Origin of the sequence: Chromobacterium phragmitis, from assembly GCF_003325475.1 — a bacterium.
GTDB classification, from domain to species: domain Bacteria; phylum Pseudomonadota; class Gammaproteobacteria; order Burkholderiales; family Chromobacteriaceae; genus Chromobacterium; species Chromobacterium phragmitis.
Genome location: NZ_CP029495.1, coordinates 1,255,495 through 1,276,073, shown reverse-complemented (window position 1 = coordinate 1,276,073; position 20,579 = coordinate 1,255,495). Strand labels below are relative to the sequence as shown.

23 protein-coding genes are annotated in these 20,579 nt (G+C 63.9%); 16 read left to right on the top strand and 7 right to left on the bottom strand.

Annotated features, from left to right (window positions below; all coding sequences use genetic code 11):
- Window positions 1–10: 10 nt before the first annotated feature.
- The 3 genes from DK842_RS06035 to DK842_RS06025 all read right to left on the bottom strand — a co-directional run bounded on the left by DK842_RS06035 (window position 11) and on the right by DK842_RS06025 (window position 2,622).
- A complete protein-coding gene (locus DK842_RS06035; RefSeq protein ID WP_114060653.1) occupies window positions 11–1,036 on the bottom strand; it encodes a Tim44 domain-containing protein in 1,026 nt (341 codons plus the stop codon).
- A 53-nt stretch (window positions 1,037–1,089) separates the two neighbouring features.
- On the bottom strand, window positions 1,090–1,788 hold the full coding sequence (gene tsaA, locus DK842_RS06030; RefSeq protein WP_114060652.1) for a tRNA (N6-threonylcarbamoyladenosine(37)-N6)-methyltransferase TrmO: 699 nt from the start codon (window positions 1,786–1,788) through the stop codon (window positions 1,090–1,092).
- A gap of 75 nt (window positions 1,789–1,863) precedes the next feature.
- Complete coding sequence (locus tag DK842_RS06025; RefSeq protein WP_114063638.1) at window positions 1,864–2,622, bottom strand: GNAT family N-acetyltransferase; 759 nt, start codon at window positions 2,620–2,622, stop codon at window positions 1,864–1,866.
- 193 nt (window positions 2,623–2,815) lie between these two features.
- Between DK842_RS06025 and mnmG the strand changes: the two genes are divergently transcribed.
- The 14 genes from mnmG to glmU all read left to right on the top strand — a co-directional run bounded on the left by mnmG (window position 2,816) and on the right by glmU (window position 15,475).
- Window positions 2,816–4,714, top strand: coding sequence for a tRNA uridine-5-carboxymethylaminomethyl(34) synthesis enzyme MnmG (gene mnmG, locus DK842_RS06020; RefSeq protein WP_114060651.1), 1,899 nt, complete (start codon window positions 2,816–2,818; stop codon window positions 4,712–4,714).
- Entirely contained in the window at window positions 4,711–5,340 is a 630-nt protein-coding gene (rsmG, locus tag DK842_RS06015; protein WP_114060650.1) for a 16S rRNA (guanine(527)-N(7))-methyltransferase RsmG, read from the top strand. Before mnmG ends, rsmG begins: the two co-directional genes overlap by 4 nt.
- Entirely contained in the window at window positions 5,337–6,128 is a 792-nt protein-coding gene (locus DK842_RS06010) for a ParA family protein (RefSeq protein ID WP_114060649.1), read from the top strand. The genes rsmG and DK842_RS06010 overlap by 4 nt, the downstream gene beginning before the upstream one ends.
- A 4-nt stretch (window positions 6,129–6,132) precedes the next feature.
- Entirely contained in the window at window positions 6,133–6,990 is an 858-nt protein-coding gene (locus tag DK842_RS06005; protein WP_114060648.1) for a ParB/RepB/Spo0J family partition protein, read from the top strand.
- 91 nt (window positions 6,991–7,081) lie between these two features.
- Complete coding sequence (locus DK842_RS06000) at window positions 7,082–7,444, top strand: ATP synthase subunit I (RefSeq protein WP_114060647.1); 363 nt, start codon at window positions 7,082–7,084, stop codon at window positions 7,442–7,444.
- A gap of 10 nt (window positions 7,445–7,454) precedes the next feature.
- Entirely contained in the window at window positions 7,455–8,267 is an 813-nt protein-coding gene (atpB, locus tag DK842_RS05995; RefSeq protein WP_046158748.1) for a F0F1 ATP synthase subunit A, read from the top strand.
- 64 nt (window positions 8,268–8,331) lie between these two features.
- On the top strand, window positions 8,332–8,619 hold the full coding sequence (gene atpE / locus DK842_RS05990) for a F0F1 ATP synthase subunit C (protein ID WP_021474885.1): 288 nt from the start codon (window positions 8,332–8,334) through the stop codon (window positions 8,617–8,619).
- Between the two features lie 58 nt (window positions 8,620–8,677).
- Window positions 8,678–9,148: a F0F1 ATP synthase subunit B gene (locus DK842_RS05985; protein ID WP_114060646.1), complete on the top strand. Its 471-nt coding sequence runs from the start codon at window positions 8,678–8,680 to the stop codon at window positions 9,146–9,148.
- 7 nt (window positions 9,149–9,155) lie between these two features.
- Window positions 9,156–9,692, top strand: coding sequence for a F0F1 ATP synthase subunit delta (locus DK842_RS05980; RefSeq protein ID WP_114060645.1), 537 nt, complete (start codon window positions 9,156–9,158; stop codon window positions 9,690–9,692).
- 8 nt (window positions 9,693–9,700) lie between these two features.
- A complete protein-coding gene (gene atpA / locus DK842_RS05975) occupies window positions 9,701–11,245 on the top strand; it encodes a F0F1 ATP synthase subunit alpha (protein WP_114060644.1) in 1,545 nt (514 codons plus the stop codon).
- Window positions 11,246–11,284: 39 nt separating this feature from the next.
- A complete protein-coding gene (gene atpG / locus DK842_RS05970) occupies window positions 11,285–12,151 on the top strand; it encodes a F0F1 ATP synthase subunit gamma (RefSeq protein WP_046158745.1) in 867 nt (288 codons plus the stop codon).
- A 42-nt stretch (window positions 12,152–12,193) separates the two neighbouring features.
- Complete coding sequence (gene atpD, locus DK842_RS05965; RefSeq protein WP_046168429.1) at window positions 12,194–13,591, top strand: F0F1 ATP synthase subunit beta; 1,398 nt, start codon at window positions 12,194–12,196, stop codon at window positions 13,589–13,591.
- A gap of 11 nt (window positions 13,592–13,602) precedes the next feature.
- Window positions 13,603–14,025 (top strand): F0F1 ATP synthase subunit epsilon, encoded by a 423-nt coding sequence (locus DK842_RS05960; protein ID WP_114060643.1) that lies wholly within the window; start codon window positions 13,603–13,605, stop codon window positions 14,023–14,025.
- Between the two features lie 85 nt (window positions 14,026–14,110).
- The gene (gene glmU, locus DK842_RS05955; RefSeq protein ID WP_114060642.1) at window positions 14,111–15,475 is read left to right on the top strand and encodes a bifunctional UDP-N-acetylglucosamine diphosphorylase/glucosamine-1-phosphate N-acetyltransferase GlmU; all 1,365 of its coding nucleotides are present in this window, start codon (window positions 14,111–14,113) and stop codon (window positions 15,473–15,475) included.
- 87 nt (window positions 15,476–15,562) lie between these two features.
- On the opposite strand, the gene DK842_RS05950 is transcribed toward glmU, so the two are convergent.
- From DK842_RS05950 to DK842_RS05935, 4 genes are read right to left on the bottom strand one after another with little or no spacing between them, the layout of a single operon-like run.
- Entirely contained in the window at window positions 15,563–16,354 is a 792-nt protein-coding gene (locus tag DK842_RS05950) for a hypothetical protein (protein ID WP_114060641.1), read from the bottom strand.
- Window positions 16,347–17,006 carry a CHAP domain-containing protein gene (locus DK842_RS05945; protein ID WP_114060640.1) on the bottom strand — a complete coding sequence of 220 codons (660 nt, stop codon included), beginning with the start codon at window positions 17,004–17,006 and terminating at the stop codon, window positions 16,347–16,349. The genes DK842_RS05950 and DK842_RS05945 overlap by 8 nt, the downstream gene beginning before the upstream one ends.
- Window positions 17,003–17,338, bottom strand: coding sequence for a hypothetical protein (locus tag DK842_RS05940; RefSeq protein WP_114060639.1), 336 nt, complete (start codon window positions 17,336–17,338; stop codon window positions 17,003–17,005). Before DK842_RS05940 ends, DK842_RS05945 begins: the two co-directional genes overlap by 4 nt.
- Window positions 17,322–17,663: a hypothetical protein gene (locus DK842_RS05935; RefSeq protein ID WP_114060638.1), complete on the bottom strand. Its 342-nt coding sequence runs from the start codon at window positions 17,661–17,663 to the stop codon at window positions 17,322–17,324. The genes DK842_RS05940 and DK842_RS05935 overlap by 17 nt, the downstream gene beginning before the upstream one ends.
- A 222-nt stretch (window positions 17,664–17,885) precedes the next feature.
- Here DK842_RS05935 and DK842_RS05930 point away from each other — a divergent pair, with 222 nt between their 5' ends.
- Window positions 17,886–18,677 carry a DeoR/GlpR family DNA-binding transcription regulator gene (locus tag DK842_RS05930; RefSeq protein WP_114060637.1) on the top strand — a complete coding sequence of 264 codons (792 nt, stop codon included), beginning with the start codon at window positions 17,886–17,888 and terminating at the stop codon, window positions 18,675–18,677.
- Window positions 18,678–20,507, top strand: coding sequence for a glutamine--fructose-6-phosphate transaminase (isomerizing) (gene glmS / locus DK842_RS05925; protein WP_114060636.1), 1,830 nt, complete (start codon window positions 18,678–18,680; stop codon window positions 20,505–20,507).
- Window positions 20,508–20,579: the final 72 nt, after the last annotated feature.

Sequence of the window (20,579 nt, the reverse complement as noted above, 5' to 3'; positions counted from 1 at the left end):
CGTCTTATCGTCAGCCTTGCTGGATGCCGGCCACCAGCCACTTGCCGCCGGTGGTGCCGTCTTTCACGTAGTGCCAGGTTTCGGTGAACGGCACGGCCGGCGCGCCCACTTCTTCGCTGACATTGCCGCTGAACGTCACGCTGGCGATGTAGGCGCCGTTTTCGATGCTGGCGTCGGACAGTTGGCAGTCCAGTTGCGGGAAGTCGGCCACGCCGCTGTTGCCGGCGATGTCCTCGCGCAACGCGTTGAACAGGTCCGGCGTCATGTACTTGCGCACTTCTTCCAGGCTGTCGGCGGAGTTCAGGTTCTGCAGATGCAGGAAGGTGGCCTTGGCTTGGCGCAGGAAGTGCGGCGTTTCGGTGCCGTCGGGCAGGCGCGCCGCTGCGGGCGCGGCGTTGAAGCCGCCGCCCAGTCCGTTGCCGGCCGGCGCCGCGCCGCCGTTCAGGCCGGAGCCGATCTTGGGGATGGCGTCGAAGCTGGATTGCGGCGTTTGATCGGCCATGCCGCGCGGCATGCCGGCCGGTTGCGGCGCGTTGGCGGCCGGATTGCCGGCCTTGCGGCGGAAGAACATCATGCCGCCGACCAGCGCCAGGCCCAGCAGGGCCAGCATGCCCCAAGGCATGCCGCCTTTTTCAGGCTGTTGCTGCGGCGCGGCCTGATGGGCCGCCTGAGGCTGCTGGTCCGCCGGCATGGCGTTCTGTTGCTGGCCGGGCTGCTGCGCGGCCTTGTCGTTGCCGGACGATCCCGCCATGTAGCCGATGGCGGCGCCGGCCACCGCGCCGGCCGCGCCTGCGGCCAGCGCGGTGCCTACGCCGCTCTTGGCGGGCGCCTGAGCCGGCGCGGCCGCGCCGCCGCGCGCTTGCGGAGCGGCCATCGGCTGCTGCGCCGGAGCGGCCGGCTGATAGCTGCGGGTGGGGGCGGAGCGCTGCATGCCTGCGCTCTTGCCCTTGCCGATGCGCGCGGCTTCGGCAAACGGGGTGGCCAACACGGAAACCATGGTGAAGGCGAGTACGATCGTCTTCGCGCGAGTGGTCATGTTCTTTTTCCTGGTAGGTTTGAATTGCCCGGGTATGACCGGGCCGATGGGAATTAGTTTTGTGCCGCCGGCAGAATTTCAAGCACGCGGGCGATGCCGCCGGCGATGCCGAAGCGAACGTTGTAGCGATACAGCGACACGCCGTAAATCCGTTCCGGATCGTCCTGGTAGGCTGGGCGCGGATCCTGGGCCAGCACTTGCTCCACCAGCAGGATGAAATCCTTAGGCGGCGAGAGCTCGGCCAGGTGGCTGCGCGCCGTCTCGCTCCACTCCACCCGCAATAGCGGAGGAGGGCCGTCGACAAAGCCGCCGACCGCGTCCGGCCGCGCTTCGACAAAGGGAATATAAGGCTTGATGTCCAGCACCGGCGTGCCGTCCAGCAGGTCGGCGCCGGCCAGCTCCAGCGCCACGCCATTGTCGCAGCTCACCGAAACCAGCTCCACCAGCGACAGCCCCAGCGGATTGGGCCGGTGGGTGGAGCGGCTGGCGAACACGCCCACCTTGGCGTTGCCGCCCAGGCGCGGCGGGCGCACCAGCGGCTGCCAGCCGCGGTCCATGGTTTGGTGGAACACGAAGTGGATCCAGACGTGGGAAAAGGCCTCCAGGCCGCGCACGCAGTCGGGCTGGGCATACGGCGGCAGCAGCTCCAGCCGCATGCGGGCGGCGCTGACCAGCGAGGGCTGGCGCGGAATGCCGAATTTTTCGCGATAGGGCGAGCGGATGACGCCTATCGGTTCGAAGCTGTAGTTCATCCCGGAATTGTAGCACCGGGGCGGTGTGCGGAATCAGGCAGCCATCCGGTTTGGAGGGATGGCTGTCTCTGGCCATCAGGCGGCGACGCCAATGAAGTGCTTGTTGTAGCGCGCGTTGAGCCTGCTCATCGGCAGCAGCATGAAGAAGTCGGCGCAGTTGAAGTCCGGGTCCCAGGCGGGCTCGCCGCAGACATGGGCGCCGGCGCGCAGGTAGCCCTTGATCAGCGGCGGCAGCGGCACCGGCGCAGTGTCGTCTATCACCCGGTCCAGCGGCAACGGCAGGTGGGGAAACACCCGCCATTCGGCCGGCGACAGGTATTGGCCTTCCAATTGGCGATACAGGCTGACCGCCTGGTGGCCGCCATCGGTCAGCGACACGCTGGCGCAGCCGGCGAGATAGGCGCCGCCTTGCTGTTGCACGTAGTCGGCCAGGCCGGACCACAGCAGCGCGATCACCGCGCCGGAGCGGAAGTCGCGGTGGACGCAGGAGCGGCCCACTTCGATCAGATTGTCGCGCAGGTGGGAGAGGCGGGAGAGATCGAACTCGTGTTCGGAGTACAGGCTGGGCGCGCGGCGGGCGGCTGCCGGGGGCAGCATGCGGTAAGTGCCCACCACCATGCCTGTATTGTGGTCTTCGACGATCAGGTGGTCGCACAGCTCGTCGTATTCGTCGCGGTCGATGCCCAGTTCGGCGGATGCCAGTTCGGCGCCCATTTCGCCGGCGAAAACATCGAAGCGCAGCTTCTGCGCGCGGCGGATATCGTCCGCTCCCTGGGCCAGGCGCACGGCTAGGCGCGGTTTGCTTCGGTGTGCAAGCTGTTCATTTAGCAGCATGTTTTGCCCCTCGTGGTGGTTCAGCACATGCTAGGCGGGCTGTTTGACGTCGCGATGTCCATATCATGACCATGCAGTGAAGGGGGCTTGACGTTTCTATGACGGCGGCGGGGTTATTGAAATCAAGGACTTATCAGTTAAACCGTTTTGGCGTAAAATAGACCGTTTTTCCGTTCGGTTTGCTCTTTCAGCCATGATTTATCCGACAAGCTTCGACGTGATAGTGGTGGGCGGCGGTCACGCCGGCACCGAGGCCGCGCTGGCCGCCGCGCGCATGGGCTGCGCCACGCTCCTCCTGACGCACAACATCGAAACCCTGGGCCAGATGTCGTGCAATCCGTCGATCGGCGGCATCGGCAAAGGCCATCTGGTGAAAGAGGTGGACGCGCTGGGCGGCGCGATGGCGCTGGCCACCGACATCGGCGGCATCCAGTTCCGCACGCTGAACGCGTCCAAGGGCCCGGCGGTGCGCGCCACCCGCGCCCAGGCCGACCGCATCCAGTACAAGGCGGCCATCCGCGAGATGCTGGAGAACCAGCCCAATCTGACGCTGTTCCAGCAGCCGGTGGACGATTTGCTGATCGAGGGCGACCGCGTCGCCGGCGCCATCACCGCCATCGGCATCACCTTCCGCGCCAAGACCGTGGTGCTGACCGCCGGCACCTTTCTGTCCGGCAAGATCCACGTCGGCATGGAGAATTACACCGGCGGCCGCGCCGGCGACCAGGCGGCGAGCACGCTGGGCGAACGCCTGCGCGAGTTGAGCCTGCCGGTGGGCCGGTTGAAGACCGGCACGCCGCCGCGCATCGACGGCCGCAGCGTCGACTTCTCAGTGATGGAAGAACAGCCGGGCGACACGCCGGAGCCGGTGTTCTCCTACCGCGGCAAGCGCGAAATGCATCCCAAGCAGCTGCCGTGCTGGATCACCCACACCAACGAGCGCACCCACGACATCATCCGCAGCGGCTTCGACCGCAGCCCGATGTTCACCGGCGTGATCGAAGGCGTCGGCCCGCGTTACTGCCCGTCGATCGAAGACAAGATCAACCGTTTCGCAGACAAGGACAGCCATCAGGTGTTCCTGGAGCCGGAAGGCTTGACGACGCACGAATTCTATCCGAACGGCATCTCCACCAGCCTGCCGTTCGACATCCAGCTGGCCGCCGTGCGCTCGATCCGCGGCATGGAGAACGCCCACATCCTGCGCCCCGGCTACGCCATCGAATACGATTACTTCGACCCGCGCGGCCTGAAGGCCTCGTTGGAAACCAAGGCCATCCTGGGCCTGTTCTTCGCCGGCCAGATCAATGGCACCACCGGCTATGAAGAAGCCGCCGCCCAGGGCCTGCTGGCCGGCCTCAACGCCGGCCTGTTCGCCCGCGAGCAGGATGCCTGGTGTCCGCGCCGCGACGAGGCTTATCTGGGCGTGCTGGTCGACGACCTGATCACCAAGGGCGTGTCCGAGCCGTACCGGATGTTCACCAGCCGCGCCGAATTCCGTCTCCAGTTGAGAGAAGACAACGCCGACCTGCGCCTGACCGAGATGGGCCGCAAGCTGGGCGTGGTGGGCGACGAGCAGTGGGACGCCTTCTGCCGCAAGCGCGACGCCGTCGAGGCGGAAAAAGCCCGCCTGCAAGCCACCTGGCTGCATCCGTCCAAGCTGCAGGACCCGGACGCGCTGGCGCGCGTGCTGGGCAAGCCCATCGAGCGCGAATACACGCTGATCGACCTGCTCAAGCGCCCCAACGTGGCCTACCGCGAACTGATGGCGGTGCCGGAAGCCGCCGCCGGCGCGCCGGAACTGGCCGACGAGGTTGCCGAGCAGGTGGAAATTCAGGTCAAATACCAGGGATACATCAATCGCCAGAACGAAGAGCTGGCTCGCCGCGACAATCTGGAAGACATCCGTCTGCCGGGCGACATCGACTACAGCCTGGTCAAGGGCCTGTCCAAGGAAGTGCAGCAGAAACTGAACCAGCAGCGTCCAGAGACGCTGGGACAGGCTTCGCGCATCCAGGGCATCACCCCGGCCGCCGTCGCCCTGCTGATGGTGCACCTGAAGCGCGGCTTCACCGACGCGAAGACCGCATGACACTACATACCGCCGAATTGAAACAGGGGCTGGCGCAACTGGCGCTGGATCTTTCCGAACCGCAACTGGAGCTGCTGGAGCGCTATCTGGCGCTGCTGGTGAAGTGGAACCAGACCTACAACCTGACGGCCATCCGCCAGGAAGAGCGCATGGTCAGCTATCATTTGCTGGACAGCCTGAGCCTGGTGCCTCACCTGGCGGGCGGCGCGCGCATGCTGGACGTGGGTTCCGGCGGCGGCATGCCCGGCATCCCGACCGCCATCGCGCGGCCGGACCTGCAGGTGGCGCTGTTGGACTCCAACCACAAGAAAACCACCTTCCTGCGCCAGGTGGTGCTGGAGCTGGGCCTGCCCAACGTCCAGGTGGTCACTGACCGGGTCGAGGCTTACCAGCCGGAGCAGAAGTTCGATCGCATCACCAGCCGCGCGTTCTCGGAGCTGTCCGAGTTCGTCAAGCTGACCCGCCATCTGATGGCCGACGACGGCCAGTACGTGGCGATGAAGGGCGTGTATCCGTATGAGGAAATCGCCTTGCTGCCGCAAGGCGTGGCGGTTTCGGAGGTGCTGCCGGTAACGGTGCCGGGGCTGGACGCCGAACGCCATCTGGTGAGGATGGTGCTGCAATGAATCCACGCGTGATCGCGGTGGCCAACCAGAAGGGCGGGGTGGGCAAGACCACCACCGTCGTCAATCTGGCGGCCGGTTTGGCTGAACTGGGCAAGCGGGTGCTGATCGTCGATCTGGACCCGCAGGGCAACGCCACCATGGGCAGCGGCATCGCCAAGCAGTCGCTGGAGAAGTCCGGCTACGACGTGCTGTTGGGCGAGGCCACGGTCGAGGAGGCGCGCCAGGACGCCAAGGCCGGCGGCTACCACGTGCTGCCGGCCAACCGCGATCTGGGCGGCGCCGAGCTGGAGCTGGTCAACGAGCTGGCGCGCGAGGCGCGGCTGAAGAACGCGCTGGCCGAGGTGGCCGGCGACTACGACTACGTGCTGATCGACAGCCCGCCGTCGCTGAACCTGTTGACGCTGAACGGCCTGGTGGCCGCAGACAGCGTGCTGATTCCGATGGTGTGCGAGTACTACGCGCTGGAGGGCCTGTCCGACCTGGTGGCCACGCTGCGCAAGGTGCGGATGGCGGTCAATCCCAAGATCGAGATCATGGGCTTGCTGCGCACCATGTTCGACGCCCGCAACAACCTGTCGCAACAGGTGTCGGAACAGCTGGCGCGCCACTTCGGCGAGAAAGTATTCCAGACCGTGATTCCGCGCAACGTGCGCCTGGCCGAGGCGCCCAGCCACGGCCTGCCGGGCCTGGTCTACGACCGCAGCTCGCGCGGCGCCCAGGCTTACCTCGCGCTGGCGCAAGAGCTGGTCGAACGCCTCGAACCCGCAACCGCAACTCCCACCGTCTGACAATATGGCCAAACTCAAAGGATTGGGGCGCGGACTCGACGCGCTCCTGTCCACCGTTGACGCGGTGGACGACAGACTTTCCACCCTTCCGATCGACAGCATCCGCCCCGGCAAGTACCAGCCGCGCAGTTTCATGAACGAGGCCGCGCTGGACGAGCTGGCCGCCTCCATCCGCGCCCAGGGCATCATCCAGCCCTTGATCGTGCGCGAACTGGGCCTGGGCGACTACGAGCTGATCGCCGGCGAGCGCCGCTGGCGCGCGTCGCGCAAGGCCGGCCTCGCCGAGGTGCCGGTGGTGATCAAGAGCGTGCCCGACGAGGCGGCGCTGGCGATGGCGCTGATCGAGAACATCCAGCGCCAGGAGCTGGACCCGATCGAGGAAGCGCAAGGCATCAAACGCCTGATCGATGAATTCGGCCTCACCCACGAGTCCGCTGCCGACGCGGTGGGCCGCTCGCGCAGCGCGGTGTCCAATCTGCTGCGCCTGCTGGTGTTGCCGCAGCCCTTGCAGCAGATGATGCACGAGGGCCAGCTGGAGATGGGCCACGCGCGCGCCTTGCTGAGCCTGCCGACGGTGTCCCAGCTGGAGCTGGCGAACGAAGTGGTGCGCAGGGGCATGTCCGTGCGCGAGGTGGAGCGGCGAGTACAACAGCATGCTGCGCAAAAAACCACAGTTGCGGCGCAGCAAAAACGCGTCGATCCCGACGTGGCCCGGCTGGAGGAGCAGGTGTCAGAGGCTATTGGCGCCCGCGTCAGCATCCGCCACGCGTCCAATGGAAATGGCAAGCTGGTCATAGATTATGCGAGCCTGGACGAACTGGATTCACTGCTGGCGCTGCTGCAAAAAAAACCTAAAAAATGAGTTTGTTGCAGCGCAAAAAGTCTGCTGGAGCAAAGTTGACGCAACTCAAGGGCGAAGCCTATAATCCAGCGGTTTTTTTGCACTGGCGATCATGATCTATTCGGAAGTGAAGCGCGTGCTGCGCCTGCAGGCCAGCCTGGTCGGCCTGGCCGTAGTCGTCGCGCTACTCGCCAGCGCAGGCAACGTGACCGTCGCCATATCCGCTTTGCTGGGCGGACTGGTGGTGTTGGGACCGGCCCTGGTTTACGCCAGGATCGCCTATGCCAAGCGCCATGTCGCTCCCGCGGTGCTGATCAAGGCGCATTTTCTGGCCGAAGCGGTAAAGTTTTGCCTGACCGTACTGTTAAGTGGTGCGGTTTTGGCCAGTTTCAAGGATTTGTCCGTAGTCGGATTTTTGGGTGGGTTCTTTGCCGCCACCTCCGGCTACGGCTTCGGGCTTCTAATCAAAAATTGAGAAAAGAGCGATGGCAAGCAACGCAACCGATTACATCAAGCACCATCTCACCTTCTGGAATTCGGATCCTTCCGCCGGCTTCTGGAGCCTGCACGTAGACACCTTCTCCATTTCGCTGGTTCTCGGCTTCCTGTTCGCCGCCGTGTTCGCGGTGGTGGCGCGCCGCGCCAGCATCGAAGCGCCTGGCCGCCTGCAGCTGTTCGTCGAGATGATCGTCGAGATGGTGCAGACCCAGGTTCGCGAAGTGTTCCACGGCAAGAGCAAGATGATCGCCCCGCTGGCGCTGACCATCTTCTGCTGGGTGTTCCTGATGAACTTCATGGACTTGTTCCCGGTAGACCTGTTCCCGATGGCCGCGCAGTGGATCGGCTACGCCTTCTTCGGCCTGGAGCCGCACCACGTGTACTTCCGCGTCGTGCCGTCCGCCGACGTGAACTCCACTTTCGCCATGTCGCTGTCGGTGCTGATCCTGATCGTCGGCTTCTCGATCAAGGCCAAGGGCCTCGGCGGCTGGGGCAAGGAACTGCTGACCGCTCCGTTCCACAGCTCCCACCCGGTCGGCGCCATCATCCTGGCTCCGCTGAACTTCGCGTTCCAGCTGGTCGAACTGGCCGCCAAGCCGATTTCGCTCTCTCTTCGTTTGTTCGGCAACCTGTACGCCGGCGAACTGATCTTCATCCTGATCGCGCTGCTGCCCTGGGGCCTGCAGTGGGTGCTGGGCGCGCCGTGGGCGATCTTCCACATCCTGATCATCACCCTGCAGGCCTTCGTGTTCATGATGCTGACCATCGTGTACCTGAGCCTGGCGGTGGAAGCGCACTGATTTACCGTAGATTCATCCTTCTTTTTACCCAACCATCCTTGCTTTAAGTCTTAGGAGATACACAATGGAAGCACTCGTTTCTCAGATTCAGTCGATGACCGCTATCGCTGCCGCTCTGATCATTGGCCTCGGCGCTCTGGGCACCGCTATCGGTTTCGCCATTCTGGGTGGCAAGTTCCTCGAGTCCTCCGCTCGCCAGCCGGAAATGATCCCGGTTCTGCAAACCAAGCTGTTCATCATCGCCGGTCTGTTGGACGCGATCTCCATGATCGGTGTTGGTGTCGCCATGCTGTTCACCTTCAACAACCCGTTCCTGTCCGCTGCCCTGGCTATCGTTAAGGCGGCTCACTAATCCGTTTCCGACGGATACGTAGACGGTTGTTGTAGTCATACTCTGGAGGAAAACAAGCGTGGAATTCAACGTAACACTACTGGGCCAGGCGATCACGTTCGCCATCCTGGTATGGTTCACCATGAAGTTTGTTTGGCCTCCGCTTACCAACATGATGGATGAGCGGGCCAAGCGTATCGCTGATGGCTTGGCCGCCGCGGAACGCGGCAAGCAGGATCTGGAAGCCGCTGAAAAGCGCGTTGCGGACGAAATCCGCAAGGCCAAGCAGCAGGCGACCGAGATCGTGGTTGCCGCCGAAAAGCGCGCGAACCAGATCGTGGACGAAGCCAAGGAAGCGGCGCGCACCGAAGGTGCCCGCATCGTGGCCGACGCCAAGGCGGAAACCGACCAGGAAGTGCTGCGCGCCAAGGAATCCCTGCGCGCGCATGTCGCCGATCTGGCCGTTGCCGGCGCCGAGAAGATCCTGCGCAAGGAGATCGACGCCGCCAAGCACGCCGACCTGCTTGCCTCCATCAAAGCGGAGTTTTAACTAACTCATGGCAGAACTCATTACCGTCGCAAGGCCCTACGCCGAAGCGGTATACAGCCTCGCCACGGAACAGGGCAAGCTCGACCAATGGTCGGACGCCCTGTCGTGGCTGGCTGCCATGGTGAATAACCCGGATCTGGCCCAAGTCGTCACCAATCCGAAACATACCGCACAAGAGGTTGAGGCGCTGATGCTGGATGTGCTCGGCTCGCGCGGCAACGATGAGGTGAAACGCTTCATCGCCGCGCTGATCGAGAACGCCCGTTTGACGCTGCTGCCTGAAATCGCCGCGCAGTTTGAATTGCTCAAGGCGCAATCGGAAAACATCGTGGACGCCCTGGTGGAGTCCGCTTTTGCTTTGTCCGATGAACAGAAAGCCGAACTGACCAACACGCTTTCCAAGAAATACGGCAAAGCCGTGCGTCTTGACGTGCGTGAGAACGCCGACCTGATCGGCGGCGTTCGCGTGTCGGTGGGCGACGATGTCATCGACGCTTCCGTGCGCGGCAAACTGCAGGCAATGGCAGCAAGCCTCAAGAATTAGGAGAGATCATGCAGTTGAACCCCTCTGAAATCAGCGATCTGATCAAGGCCAAGATCCAGAATCTGGCTGAAGGCGCTGAAGTTCGCACCAAGGGCACGGTTATCTCCGTGACCGACGGTATCGTCCGCATCCACGGCCTTGCCGATGTGATGCAGGGCGAAATGCTCGAATTCCCGGGCAACACCTTTGGCCTCGCCATGAACCTGGAGCGCGACTCTGTCGGCGCCGTGGTGCTGGGCGAGTACGAGCACATCTCCGAAGGCGACGAAGTCAAGTGCACCGGTCGCATTCTGGAAGTGCCGGTGGGTCCGGAGCTGATTGGCCGCGTGGTCAACGCCCTGGGTCAGCCGATCGACGGCAAAGGCCCGATCAACGCGCAGAAATCGTCCCCGATCGAAAAGATCGCTCCGGGCGTGATCGCGCGTCAATCGGTATCGCAGCCGATGCAGACCGGCCTGAAGTCCATCGACTCCATGGTTCCGGTTGGCCGCGGCCAGCGTGAGCTGATCATTGGCGACCGTCAGACCGGCAAGACCGCCGTGGCGCTGGACGCCATCATCAACCAGAAGGGCAATGGCGTCATCTGCATCTACGTAGCCGTGGGTCAGAAGGCTTCCTCCATCGCCAACGTGGTTCGCAAGCTGGAAGAGCACGGCGCGATGGGTCACACCATCATCGTGGCCGCCACCGCTTCCGAAGCCGCCGCCCTGCAGTTCATCGCTCCGTACTCCGGCTGCGCGATGGGCGAATACTTCCGCGACATCGGCGAAGACGCGCTGATCGTGTACGACGACCTGTCCAAGCAAGCCGTCGCCTACCGTCAGATCTCGCTGCTGCTGCGCCGTCCGCCGGGCCGCGAAGCCTACCCGGGCGACGTGTTCTATCTCCACTCCCGTCTGCTGGAGCGCGCCGCGCGCATCAACGAAGACGAAGTGGAAAAGCTGACTGGCGGCGCCGTGAAGGGCAAAACCGGTTCGCTGACCGCTCTGCCGATCATCGAAACCCAGGCCGGCGACGTATCCGCGTTCGTACCGACCAACGTGATTTCGATTACCGACGGCCAGATCTTCCTGGAAACCGACCTGTTCAACGCGGGCATCCGTCCGGCCATCAACGCCGGTATCTCGGTATCGCGCGTGGGCGGCGCCGCTCAGACCAAGGTGATCAAGAAGCTCGGCGGCGGTATCCGTCTGGCGCTGGCCCAGTACCGCGAGTTGGCTGCGTTCGCGCAGTTCGCCTCGGATCTGGACGAAGCCACCCGCAAGCAGCTGTCCCACGGTGAAGTGGTGACCGAACTGATGAAGCAGAAACAGTTCTCCACCCTGTCCACCGCGGAAATGGCGCTGACCCTGTGGGCGGTGAACAAGGGCAGCTACGAAGACGTTCCGGTGAAGAAAGCCCTGGCTTTCGAAGCCGAGTTCCTGGCCAACGTGCGTGCCAACCACGCCGAAGTGCTGCAGGCCGTGAACGCCTCCGGTGATCTGTCTGCCGACAACGAGAAGGTACTGGCCAAGGCGATGGAATCGTTCAAGGCCGGCTACAGCTTCAACTGAGCCTTCGACTCACGTCGTAGCTAGAGAAAGGTTCAGGATATGGCAGTCGGTAAAGAGATTCTCACCAAGATCCGAAGCGTGCAGAACACGCAGAAGATCACCCGCGCTATGCAGATGGTGTCGACCTCGAAGATGCGCAAAACGCAAGAGCGTATGCGCGCTGCCCGTCCTTACGCCGAGAAGGTGCGCACGGTTATGGCGCACCTCGCTCAGGCGAACGCGGAACTTGGTCACCCGCTGCTTGCCCGTCGTGACGTGGTCAAGCGCGCCGGCATCATCCTGGTTTCCTCCGACAAGGGTCTTTGCGGCGGCCTGAACGTGAACTCGTTCAAGCGCTTCTTTGCCAAGGTCAAGGAATTGCGGGATCAGAACGTCGAAATCGACGTTTGCTGCCTGGGCCAGAAAGGCCTGGCGGCAGCCCAGCGCGCCCGTCTCAACGTGGTGGCTAGCGCGGTCCATCTCGGCGACGTGCCGAAGATGGAAAAACTGATTGGCCCGCTTACCGTTCTGTTCAGCCAGTACGCTGAAGGTGAACTGGATGCGGTTTACATCGTCTACTCCGGCTTCGTGAATACCATGAAGCAGGAGCCGGCACTGGAACAGCTGCTTCCGCTGACTCCGCACCATATGGTGGTGGAGCATTCGCACTCGTGGGATTACCTGTACGAGCCGGATGCGCCGACGCTGATGGAATTCTTGGTGCGTCGTTATCTGGAATCGGTGGTGTATCAGGCTCTGGCCGAGAACATGGCTTCCGAGCAGGCCGCGCGGATGGTGGCGATGAAAGCCGCCACCGACAACGCGGGCAACACCATCAAGCAGCTGCGCCTGGTATACAACAAGGCGCGTCAGGCGGCGATTACCACCGAGTTGTCGGAAATCGTGGCGGGCGCCGCAGCGGTGTAAGCCGTTTACGGAACTGTGAAAAGTTTATTTTAGGAAGCGATAATGAGCCAAGGCAAAATCGTACAAATCATTGGCGCGGTGATCGACGTGGAGTTTCCGCGCGATGCCATGCCGAAGATTTATGATGCCCTGAAGCTGGTTGACGTCGATCTGACGCTTGAAGTTCAGCAACAGCTGGGCGACGGCGTGGTCCGCACCATTGCGATGGGCAGCTCCGACGGTCTGAAGCGTGGCATGGCTGTTGCCAGCACCGGCGCACCGATCTCGGTGCCGGTGGGCACCGCCACCCTCGGCCGCATCATGGACGTGTTGGGTAACCCGGTGGACGAAGCTGGTCCGGTGGCTACCGACAAGCGTCGCGCCATCCACCAGACCGCTCCGAAGTTCGACGAGCTGTCCGCCGCCACCGACCTGCTGGAAACCGGCATCAAGGTGATCGACCTGCTGTGTCCGTTCGCCAAGGGCGGCAAAGTGGGCCTGTTCGGCGGCGCCGGCGTGGGCAAGACCGTGAACATGATGGAGCTGATCAACAACATCGCCAAGGCGCACTCGGGTCTGTCCGTGTTTGCCGGCGTTGGTGAGCGCACTCGTGAAGGCAACGACTTCTATCACGAGATGAAGGACTCCAACGTTCTGGATAAGGTGGCGATGGTTTACGGCCAGATGAACGAGCCGCCGGGCAACCGTCTGCGCGTGGCGCTGACCGGCCTGACCATGGCCGAGCACTTCCGCGACGAGAAGGACGAAAGCGGCAAAGGCCGCGACGTGCTGCTGTTCGTGGACAACATCTACCGTTACACCCTGGCCGGTACCGAAGTGTCCGCCCTGCTGGGCCGTATGCCGTCCGCGGTGGGCTACCAGCCGACGCTGGCCGAGGAAATGGGCCGTCTGCAAGAGCGTATTACCTCGACCAAGGATGGTTCCATTACCTCCATCCAGGCCGTATACGTCCCTGCCGATGACTTGACCGACCCGTCCCCGGCGACCACCTTCGCCCACTTGGACGCAACCGTGGTTCTGTCGCGCGACATCGCATCGCTGGGTATCTACCCGGCCGTGGACCCGCTCGACTCCACCTCGCGCCAGCTGGATCCGCTGGTCGTCGGCGAAGAGCATTACTCGGTCGCCCGCGGCGTGCAGTCCACGCTGCAGCGCTACAAGGAACTGCGCGACATCATCGCGATTCTGGGTATGGACGAACTGTCCGAGGAAGACAAGCTGGTCGTGGCTCGCGCCCGTAAGATCCAGCGCTTCCTGTCCCAGCCGTTCCACGTGGCCGAAGTATTTACCGGTTCGCCGGGCAAATACGTTTCGCTGCGCGAAACCATCAAGGGCTTCAAGGCGATCATTGCTGGCGAATACGACCACCTGCCGGAACAAGCGTTCTACATGGTTGGTGGCATCGAAGAAGCCGTCGAGAAAGCCAAGACGCTTAACTAAGGAGAGGGCTAATGTCCAAGATGCATGTGGAAGTGGTTAGCACCGAACAACTCATCTATTCCGGTGAGGCCGAGTTTGTCGTGGCGCCGGCTACCGAAGGTGAGATCGGTATCTATCCGCAACACGTGCCGCTCCTGACCCGTATCAAGCCCGGCGTGCTTCGTCTGAAGGTGCCGGGCTCCAAGGAAGAAGTACTGGTGGCGGTGTCCGGCGGCATGATGGAAGTGCAGCCGAGCCTGATCACCGTGCTCGCCGATACGGCGATCCGCGGCGAGGATCTCGATGAGGCCCGCGCCAATGAGGCGAAACGCGCTGCCGAGGATGCCCTCAAGCACGCGACCGACGACATGAGCACGGCCAAAGCCCACGCCGCACTGGCGGTGGCGATTGCCGAACTCAAGACGCTGGATTACCTCAAGAAGCGCGCTCACTGATTACGCGATGCGCAATCGTGTATAGTGCAAGGCTGCCACGCAAGTGGCGGCCTTTTTCCGTTTTTGGCTTTGGCAAATACATATCATGGATAGTCTGAGTATCGTCATCCTTGCCGCCGGCAAGGGCAAGCGCATGTATTCCAGCATGCCCAAAGTACTGCATCCCATCGGCGGCGAACCGATGCTGGCGCGGGTGATCCGCACCGCGCGCGGCCTGAATCCTTCCCGGTTGGTGGTAGTGTACGGCCACGGCGGCGACCAGGTGCGCGAGCGCATCGGCGACGGCGACATCGTCTGGGCCGAGCAGGCCGAACAGCTGGGCACCGGCCACGCGCTGAAGATGGCGCTGCCGCACCTGCCGGCGGACGGCAAGACCCTGGTGCTGTACGGCGATGTGCCGCTGACCAAGACCGGCACGCTGCAGCGTCTGATCGACGCCGCCGGCAGCGGCATGGCGGTGCTGACCGACGTGCTGGACGACGCCAGCGGCTACGGCCGCATGGTGCGCGGCGCGGACGGCAAGCTCAAGGCCATCGTCGAACACAAGGATTGCACGCCGGAACAGTTGGCCATCCGCGAAATCAACACCGGCATGATGGCGCTGCCGAATGCGCGGCTGGCAGGCTGGCTGAACGCGTTGAAAAACGGCAACGCCCAGGGCGAATACTATCTGACCGACGTGCTGGAACTGGCGGTGAAGGACGGCGTGGCGGTGGAAAGCGCCAGCGTGGACGCCAGCTGGGAAGCCGCCGGCGTCAACAACAAGCTGCAACTGGCCGAGCTGGAGCGCATCCTGCAGGCCAATCAGGCGCGCGCCTTGCTGGAAGCCGGCGTGACGCTGGCCGACCCGGCGCGCATCGACATCCGCGGCGAAGTGACGCACGGCATGGACGTATCCATCGACGTGGGCTGCGTGTTCGAAGGCGCGGTGGCGCTGGGCGACCAGGTGGAGATCGGCGCCTACTGCGTGCTGAAGAACGTGAAGATCGCGGCCGGGACCAAGATCGCGCCGTATTCGCACCTGGAGGACGCGGTGGTGGGCGAAGCCTGCAAGATCGGCCCCTACGCCCGCCTGCGACCCGGCGCGGAGCTCGCCGCCCGCGTGCATATCGGCAATTTCGTCGAAGTGAAAAAGAGCAAGGTGGGAGAGGGGTCCAAGGTCAATCACCTGACCTATATCGGCGACGCCGAAATCGGCCGCAAGGTCAATGTCGGCGCCGGCTCCGTCACCTGCAACTACGACGGCGTGAACAAATTCAAGACGGTGATCGGCGACGACGTCTTCGTCGGCTCCGGCACGCTGATGGTGGCGCCGGTGACGCTGGAGGACGGCGCCACCATCGCGGCAGGCTCGGTGGTCAACAAGACCGCGCCGGCCGGACAGCTGACCGTAGCTCGCGCGCGCCAGACCTCGGTGCCGGGCTGGAAGCGGCCGCAGAAAAAGAGTTGAGCGAGCGGCGCCGCCGCGAGGCCCGGCAGCCTGTTTGGGCGCCGGGCTTTTTCATGGGCGCCGTGCGGGAAGGGCGCGCAAGGCGTTTCACTCCAGGCGGTAAACGCAGCCTGGTTGCGGGGGGCGGCTTTTATCGGTGATCGCCACCACGCCGCCATCCGCCGACTCCAGCCATTCAGACGCAGGGTTGGCTTTGCCGTCAGCGGGGCAGCGCAGCGGTCGGGCGATGCCGTCGCCAAAGCTCAGCCAGGCGCTTTCCCCCCATTCGCCGTCGGCGCCGGCCAGAAAGCCGAACACTCCCTTGCCCGCGCGCTGCAGGCGCAGGGGAACGAAATCGGCGGGCAAGGCCGCCGCGCCTTGGCCTTCGCGCCAGAGAAAACCCCGAGGCTTGCCGCTTTGCTTCGATACGAACCAACCCAGCACCGAGCGACCATCGCGGGAGAGATCCAATACGCCGGCCAGCGCGGAGTCCTCCGGGCCCACCTCCAATGGCGGCGAGCCGCGCCGCCAGAGCACGGCGCGGAGGTCGTCCCGCTTGCCGGCGGAAAGCGCCAGCGTCATGCCGTCATCGGACCAGCGCAGATAGGCCGGCAGGATAGAGTCGTAGCCATCCAGCGCCTGATGCTGTTCGCCGCGCGTCCAGTTCAGCCCAGGCAGGCTGCTTTGATGGCGGGTGCCGATCAACAGTATCTTTTCCAGCGCCTTGGCCAGTTGGCTGTCATCTCCCAGCAACTGCTCCTCGCGCGCCAGCAGCAGGCTGCCGCCGTCGGGCGACAAGCTGACGATATGCGCGGCGACGGTTTGCCGGAGCTGGGGGGCGGCCTGAGCCATGCCCAGACAGGACAAGCCCATCAGGCAGAGCAGAACGGTTCTAATCATGAGTTTGGCTTTCCTGGCTTGGGGATGCTGCTGGCGCGGGCTCGTCCTCGGCGGGCGGCGGCAGGCGCAGCCAGCCCTGCAGCCGCGGATGCCCAACCTTGAACATGCCGTGTTCCGTCTGCAGCGGCATGCGCTCTCGCGAGGAGCCGAAGGGGCCTGGGTTCTGCTGGATGATCTCCACGTAGTCCGCTCCCACTGCGCTGACGATGGCGACATGGCCGTAGCGGTTGAAAATCCATGGCGAGAATACCGCCAGATCGTCGGCCTGAGGCGCGCTGGCGCCGCCGTTGCGGAACTGGAGCAGGCCGCGTTGCGGATTCAGGGCGCCGTCCGGCAGCGCGGGCAGGAAGAAGTCGCGGGCATGGCCTTTGTCGTAGGGCATCTTGTGCCCGAAGCGCTGGTAGTAGTAGCGCTTGACGAACTCTACGCACTGGAAGCGCAGCCCCAGGTTGTAGCCGTCCGGCGCTAGATTACGGCCGTCCACGTGCTGAACGCCGCCGTTGTAGTGCACCGGCACGCCGTTCAGGCTGTCGACGACTTCCCCGATCGAGCGCGAACGGTTGCTGTTCCAATGCGTCGCGCCCCAATACCCGGCCAACGCGAGGAGCGGAATGGCCAATGCCGCGCGCAGTTTCTTGGTTTGGCTCGTCATCGTTTTTGCTTCCGTATTTTCCAATAAGCGATGGCCTCGGGCGCGGCCAGCGCGATTCCGCCTGAACCCTGCGTCAGCGCCGCGCGCAACGGCATGATGGACAGCAGGTTGGACCCATGGGCGAACCCGGCCAGCATGCAGACCGCGGCCGCCAGCCTGGCGCGGGACGGCTGGGCATGGATATGGGCGGCAGCGTTGAAGGCGCTCAGCGCCGGCATCAGCCACAGGCAGGCGCCGCGCAGTTGCAGGCCGCAGGCGATATCGCGCCTGGGCGGGCCGTTCCAGGCGCTCCAGGCCTGCAGCAGCCGCGCCGGCTTATTCGAACAAGGCATCGAGATGGCAGCTGCCGCGTTTCGCGCCCTGCAAGCGAAGCACCCGCAGGGCATGGCGGCCATCGAGCGCCAGGTGGCTGGCCGCCAGCGAAACCGTGAATACGGCGCCGGGGACTTTCGCCTCCGGCGGCAACAGCGCGTCAACCCCGGCGCTCGCGCCATCGGCGTCGCGCAGCAGATAACGTTGCTTGGCCAGATCGCAGCGGACCAGCACCCATTCCTCTTTTTGTTTTTCCAGGGTGCCGGTGAACAGGTCGGTCATTTCCGCCTGGGCATTCGCCGCCAGCGTCAGCAGCAGGCCAGCGGCCGCGCGCCATGCATTCATTTTGCCATTCCTTTTCTGGGAGCCGGGCAGGGATACGATCCAGGCATCGCATTGAATGGCGAACTATGCCAAACAGTCAGCCTTGAGACAAATATTTCGCCTTGGGCGGGGCGCATGCCTGATTCTCAGCAGGCGCGCGCGGATGCGTCGGCGGAGCTGTCCCGGCTTGCCTGGCGGATTTGAGGCTGCTATCATCACAAAACTTTCGAAACGAAACTTAAAATGACAAAACGAAACACCCAGCAGCGCCGGCATGCCATTGCCGCGCTGGTGCAGGAAAAGGGCGAGGTCAGCGTGGAAGAGCTGACCCAGCGTTTCGCCACGTCGGAAGTCACCATCCGCAAGGACCTGGCCCTGCTGGAAACCGGCGGCTTGCTGCTGCGGCGTTACGGCGGAGCGGTGTCGCTGCCCAGCGAGATGGTGGCGGAGCCGGACGCGGATAAAGTTTCGAAGCGAAAGCATGCCATCGCCCGAGCGGCGGCGGAAAGGCTGCGCGACCACAACCGCGTGATCATAGACAGCGGCACCACCACCAGCGCGATGATTCCGCTGTTGGGCAACAAGCGCGGCCTGGTGGTGATGACCAATTCGCTGAACGTGGCAGGCGCGCTGCGCGAGCTGGAGAACGAACCCACCCTGCTGATGACCGGCGGCACCTGGGATCCTCATTCCGAGTCGTTTCAGGGCCAGATCGCCGAGCAGGCGCTGCGTTCCTATGATTTCGACCAATTATTCATCGGCGCCGACGGCATAGACCTGGAACGCGGCACCACCACCTTCAACGAACTGGTGGGGCTGTCCCGCGTGATGGCGGACGTGGCGCGCGAGGTGATCGTGATGGTGGAGTCGGAAAAGATAGGCCGCCGCATCCCCAACCTGGAGCTGCCCTGGGGCAAGATCCATACCTTGGTGACTGACGACGGCCTGGCGCAAGACGCCAGAGACAAGATTCAAGCGAAGGGCGTGACGCTGATATGCGCGCCCGCCATTCAAGACACGGCAAGGAGAAAGTAAATGTGCGGCATCGTCGGCGCCATCGCGCAGCGCAATATCGTTCCCATCCTGGTAGACGGCCTCAAGCGGCTGGAATACCGCGGCTATGACTCCGCCGGCGTGGCCGTGCTGGCCGGCGACGAAATCCGCCGCGTGCGCCGCGTCGGCCGCGTGGCCGAAATGGAAGGCGCCGCCGCCGAAGAAAACCTGCAGGGCTTCCTCGGCATCGGCCACACCCGCTGGGCCACCCACGGCGGCGTGACCGAATACAACGCCCACCCGCACATCTCCTTCGGCAAAATCGCCGTCGTGCACAACGGCATCATCGAAAACCACGAACAACAGCGCCAGCGCCTGAAAGGCCTGGGCTATGCCTTTGAATCGCAAACCGACACCGAAGTGATCGCCCACTTGGTGCATCACTACTATCAGGCCGGCAGCAGCCTGTTTGACGCGGTCAAACAAGCCACCCGCGAGCTGACCGGCGCTTACGCCATCGGCGTGATCGCCGTGGACCGCCCGGACGAACTGGTGTGCGCCCGCATGGGTTGCCCGCTGCTGGTGGGCCTGGGCGAGGGCGAAAACTTCATCGCCTCCGACGTCTCCGCCATCCTGTCCGCCACCCGCCGTGTGATCTTCCTGGAAGAGGGCGACATCGGCCACCTCACCCGCGACGGCGTCAAGCTGATCGACAAGCACGACCAGCCCATCGAGCGCCCGGTGCATCTGTCCGACGTGTCGCTGGCGTCCTTGGAGCTGGGCCCGTACAGCCACTTCATGCAGAAGGAAATCCACGAGCAGCCGAAAGCGCTGGCCGACACTATCGAAGCGGTGCAAGACGCCGGCTTCCATCCGGAACTGTTCGGCGCGGCCGCCGCGGCCATCCTGCCGCAGCTGGAAGGCGTGAAAATCCTGGCCTGCGGCACCAGCTACTACGCCGGCATGACCGCTAAGTACTGGATCGAAAGCATCGCCGGCATCGCCTGCGACGTGGAAATCGCCAGCGAATACCGCTATCGCGACGCCTTCGCCAACCCCAAGCACCTGATCGTCACCATCTCCCAGTCCGGCGAAACGCTGGACACCATGGAGGCGCTGAAGTACGCCAAGGAGCTGGGCCACCAGTACGCGCTGTCCATCTGCAATGTGCGCGAATCCGCCATCCCGCGCGCCAGCGACCTGGTGTTCTACACCCGCGCCGGCGCCGAAATCGGCGTGGCCTCCACCAAGGCTTTCACCACCCAGCTGGTGGGCCTGTTCGCGTTGGCCGTGACCCTGGGCAAGACCCGCGGCCGCGTATCGGCCGAGATGGAAGCGAAATATCTGGACGAACTGCGTCACCTGCCGGGCAGCGTGCAGCACGCGCTGAACCTGGAGCCGCAGATCAAGGCCTGGTCCGAACGCTTCGCCGCCAAGGACGACGCGCTATTCCTCGGCCGCGGCCTGCATTACCCCATCGCCCTGGAAGGCGCGCTGAAACTGAAGGAAATCTCCTACATCCACGCCGAAGCCTACCCGGCCGGCGAACTCAAGCACGGCCCGCTGGCGCTGGTGGACGAAAACATGCCGGTGGTGGTGATCGCCCCCAACGACGCGCTGCTGGAGAAGGTGAAGTCGAACATGCAGGAAGTGCGCGCCCGCGGCGGCGAACTGTTCGTATTCGCCGACGCCGACAGCCACTTCAGCGAATCCGACGGCGTGCACGTGATCCGCACCCCGCGCCACGTCGGCATCCTCAGCCCCATCGTCCACACCATCCCGGTGCAGATGCTGGCCTACCATGTCGCGCTGTCGCGCGGCACCGACGTGGACAAGCCGCGGAACCTCGCAAAATCCGTCACAGTTGAGTGAGGCAGCTAGAGCCAGTTGACTAGAGTGTCCGCTGCGCGTCCGATATTACCCAACTCTGCGCGTTGAATTTTA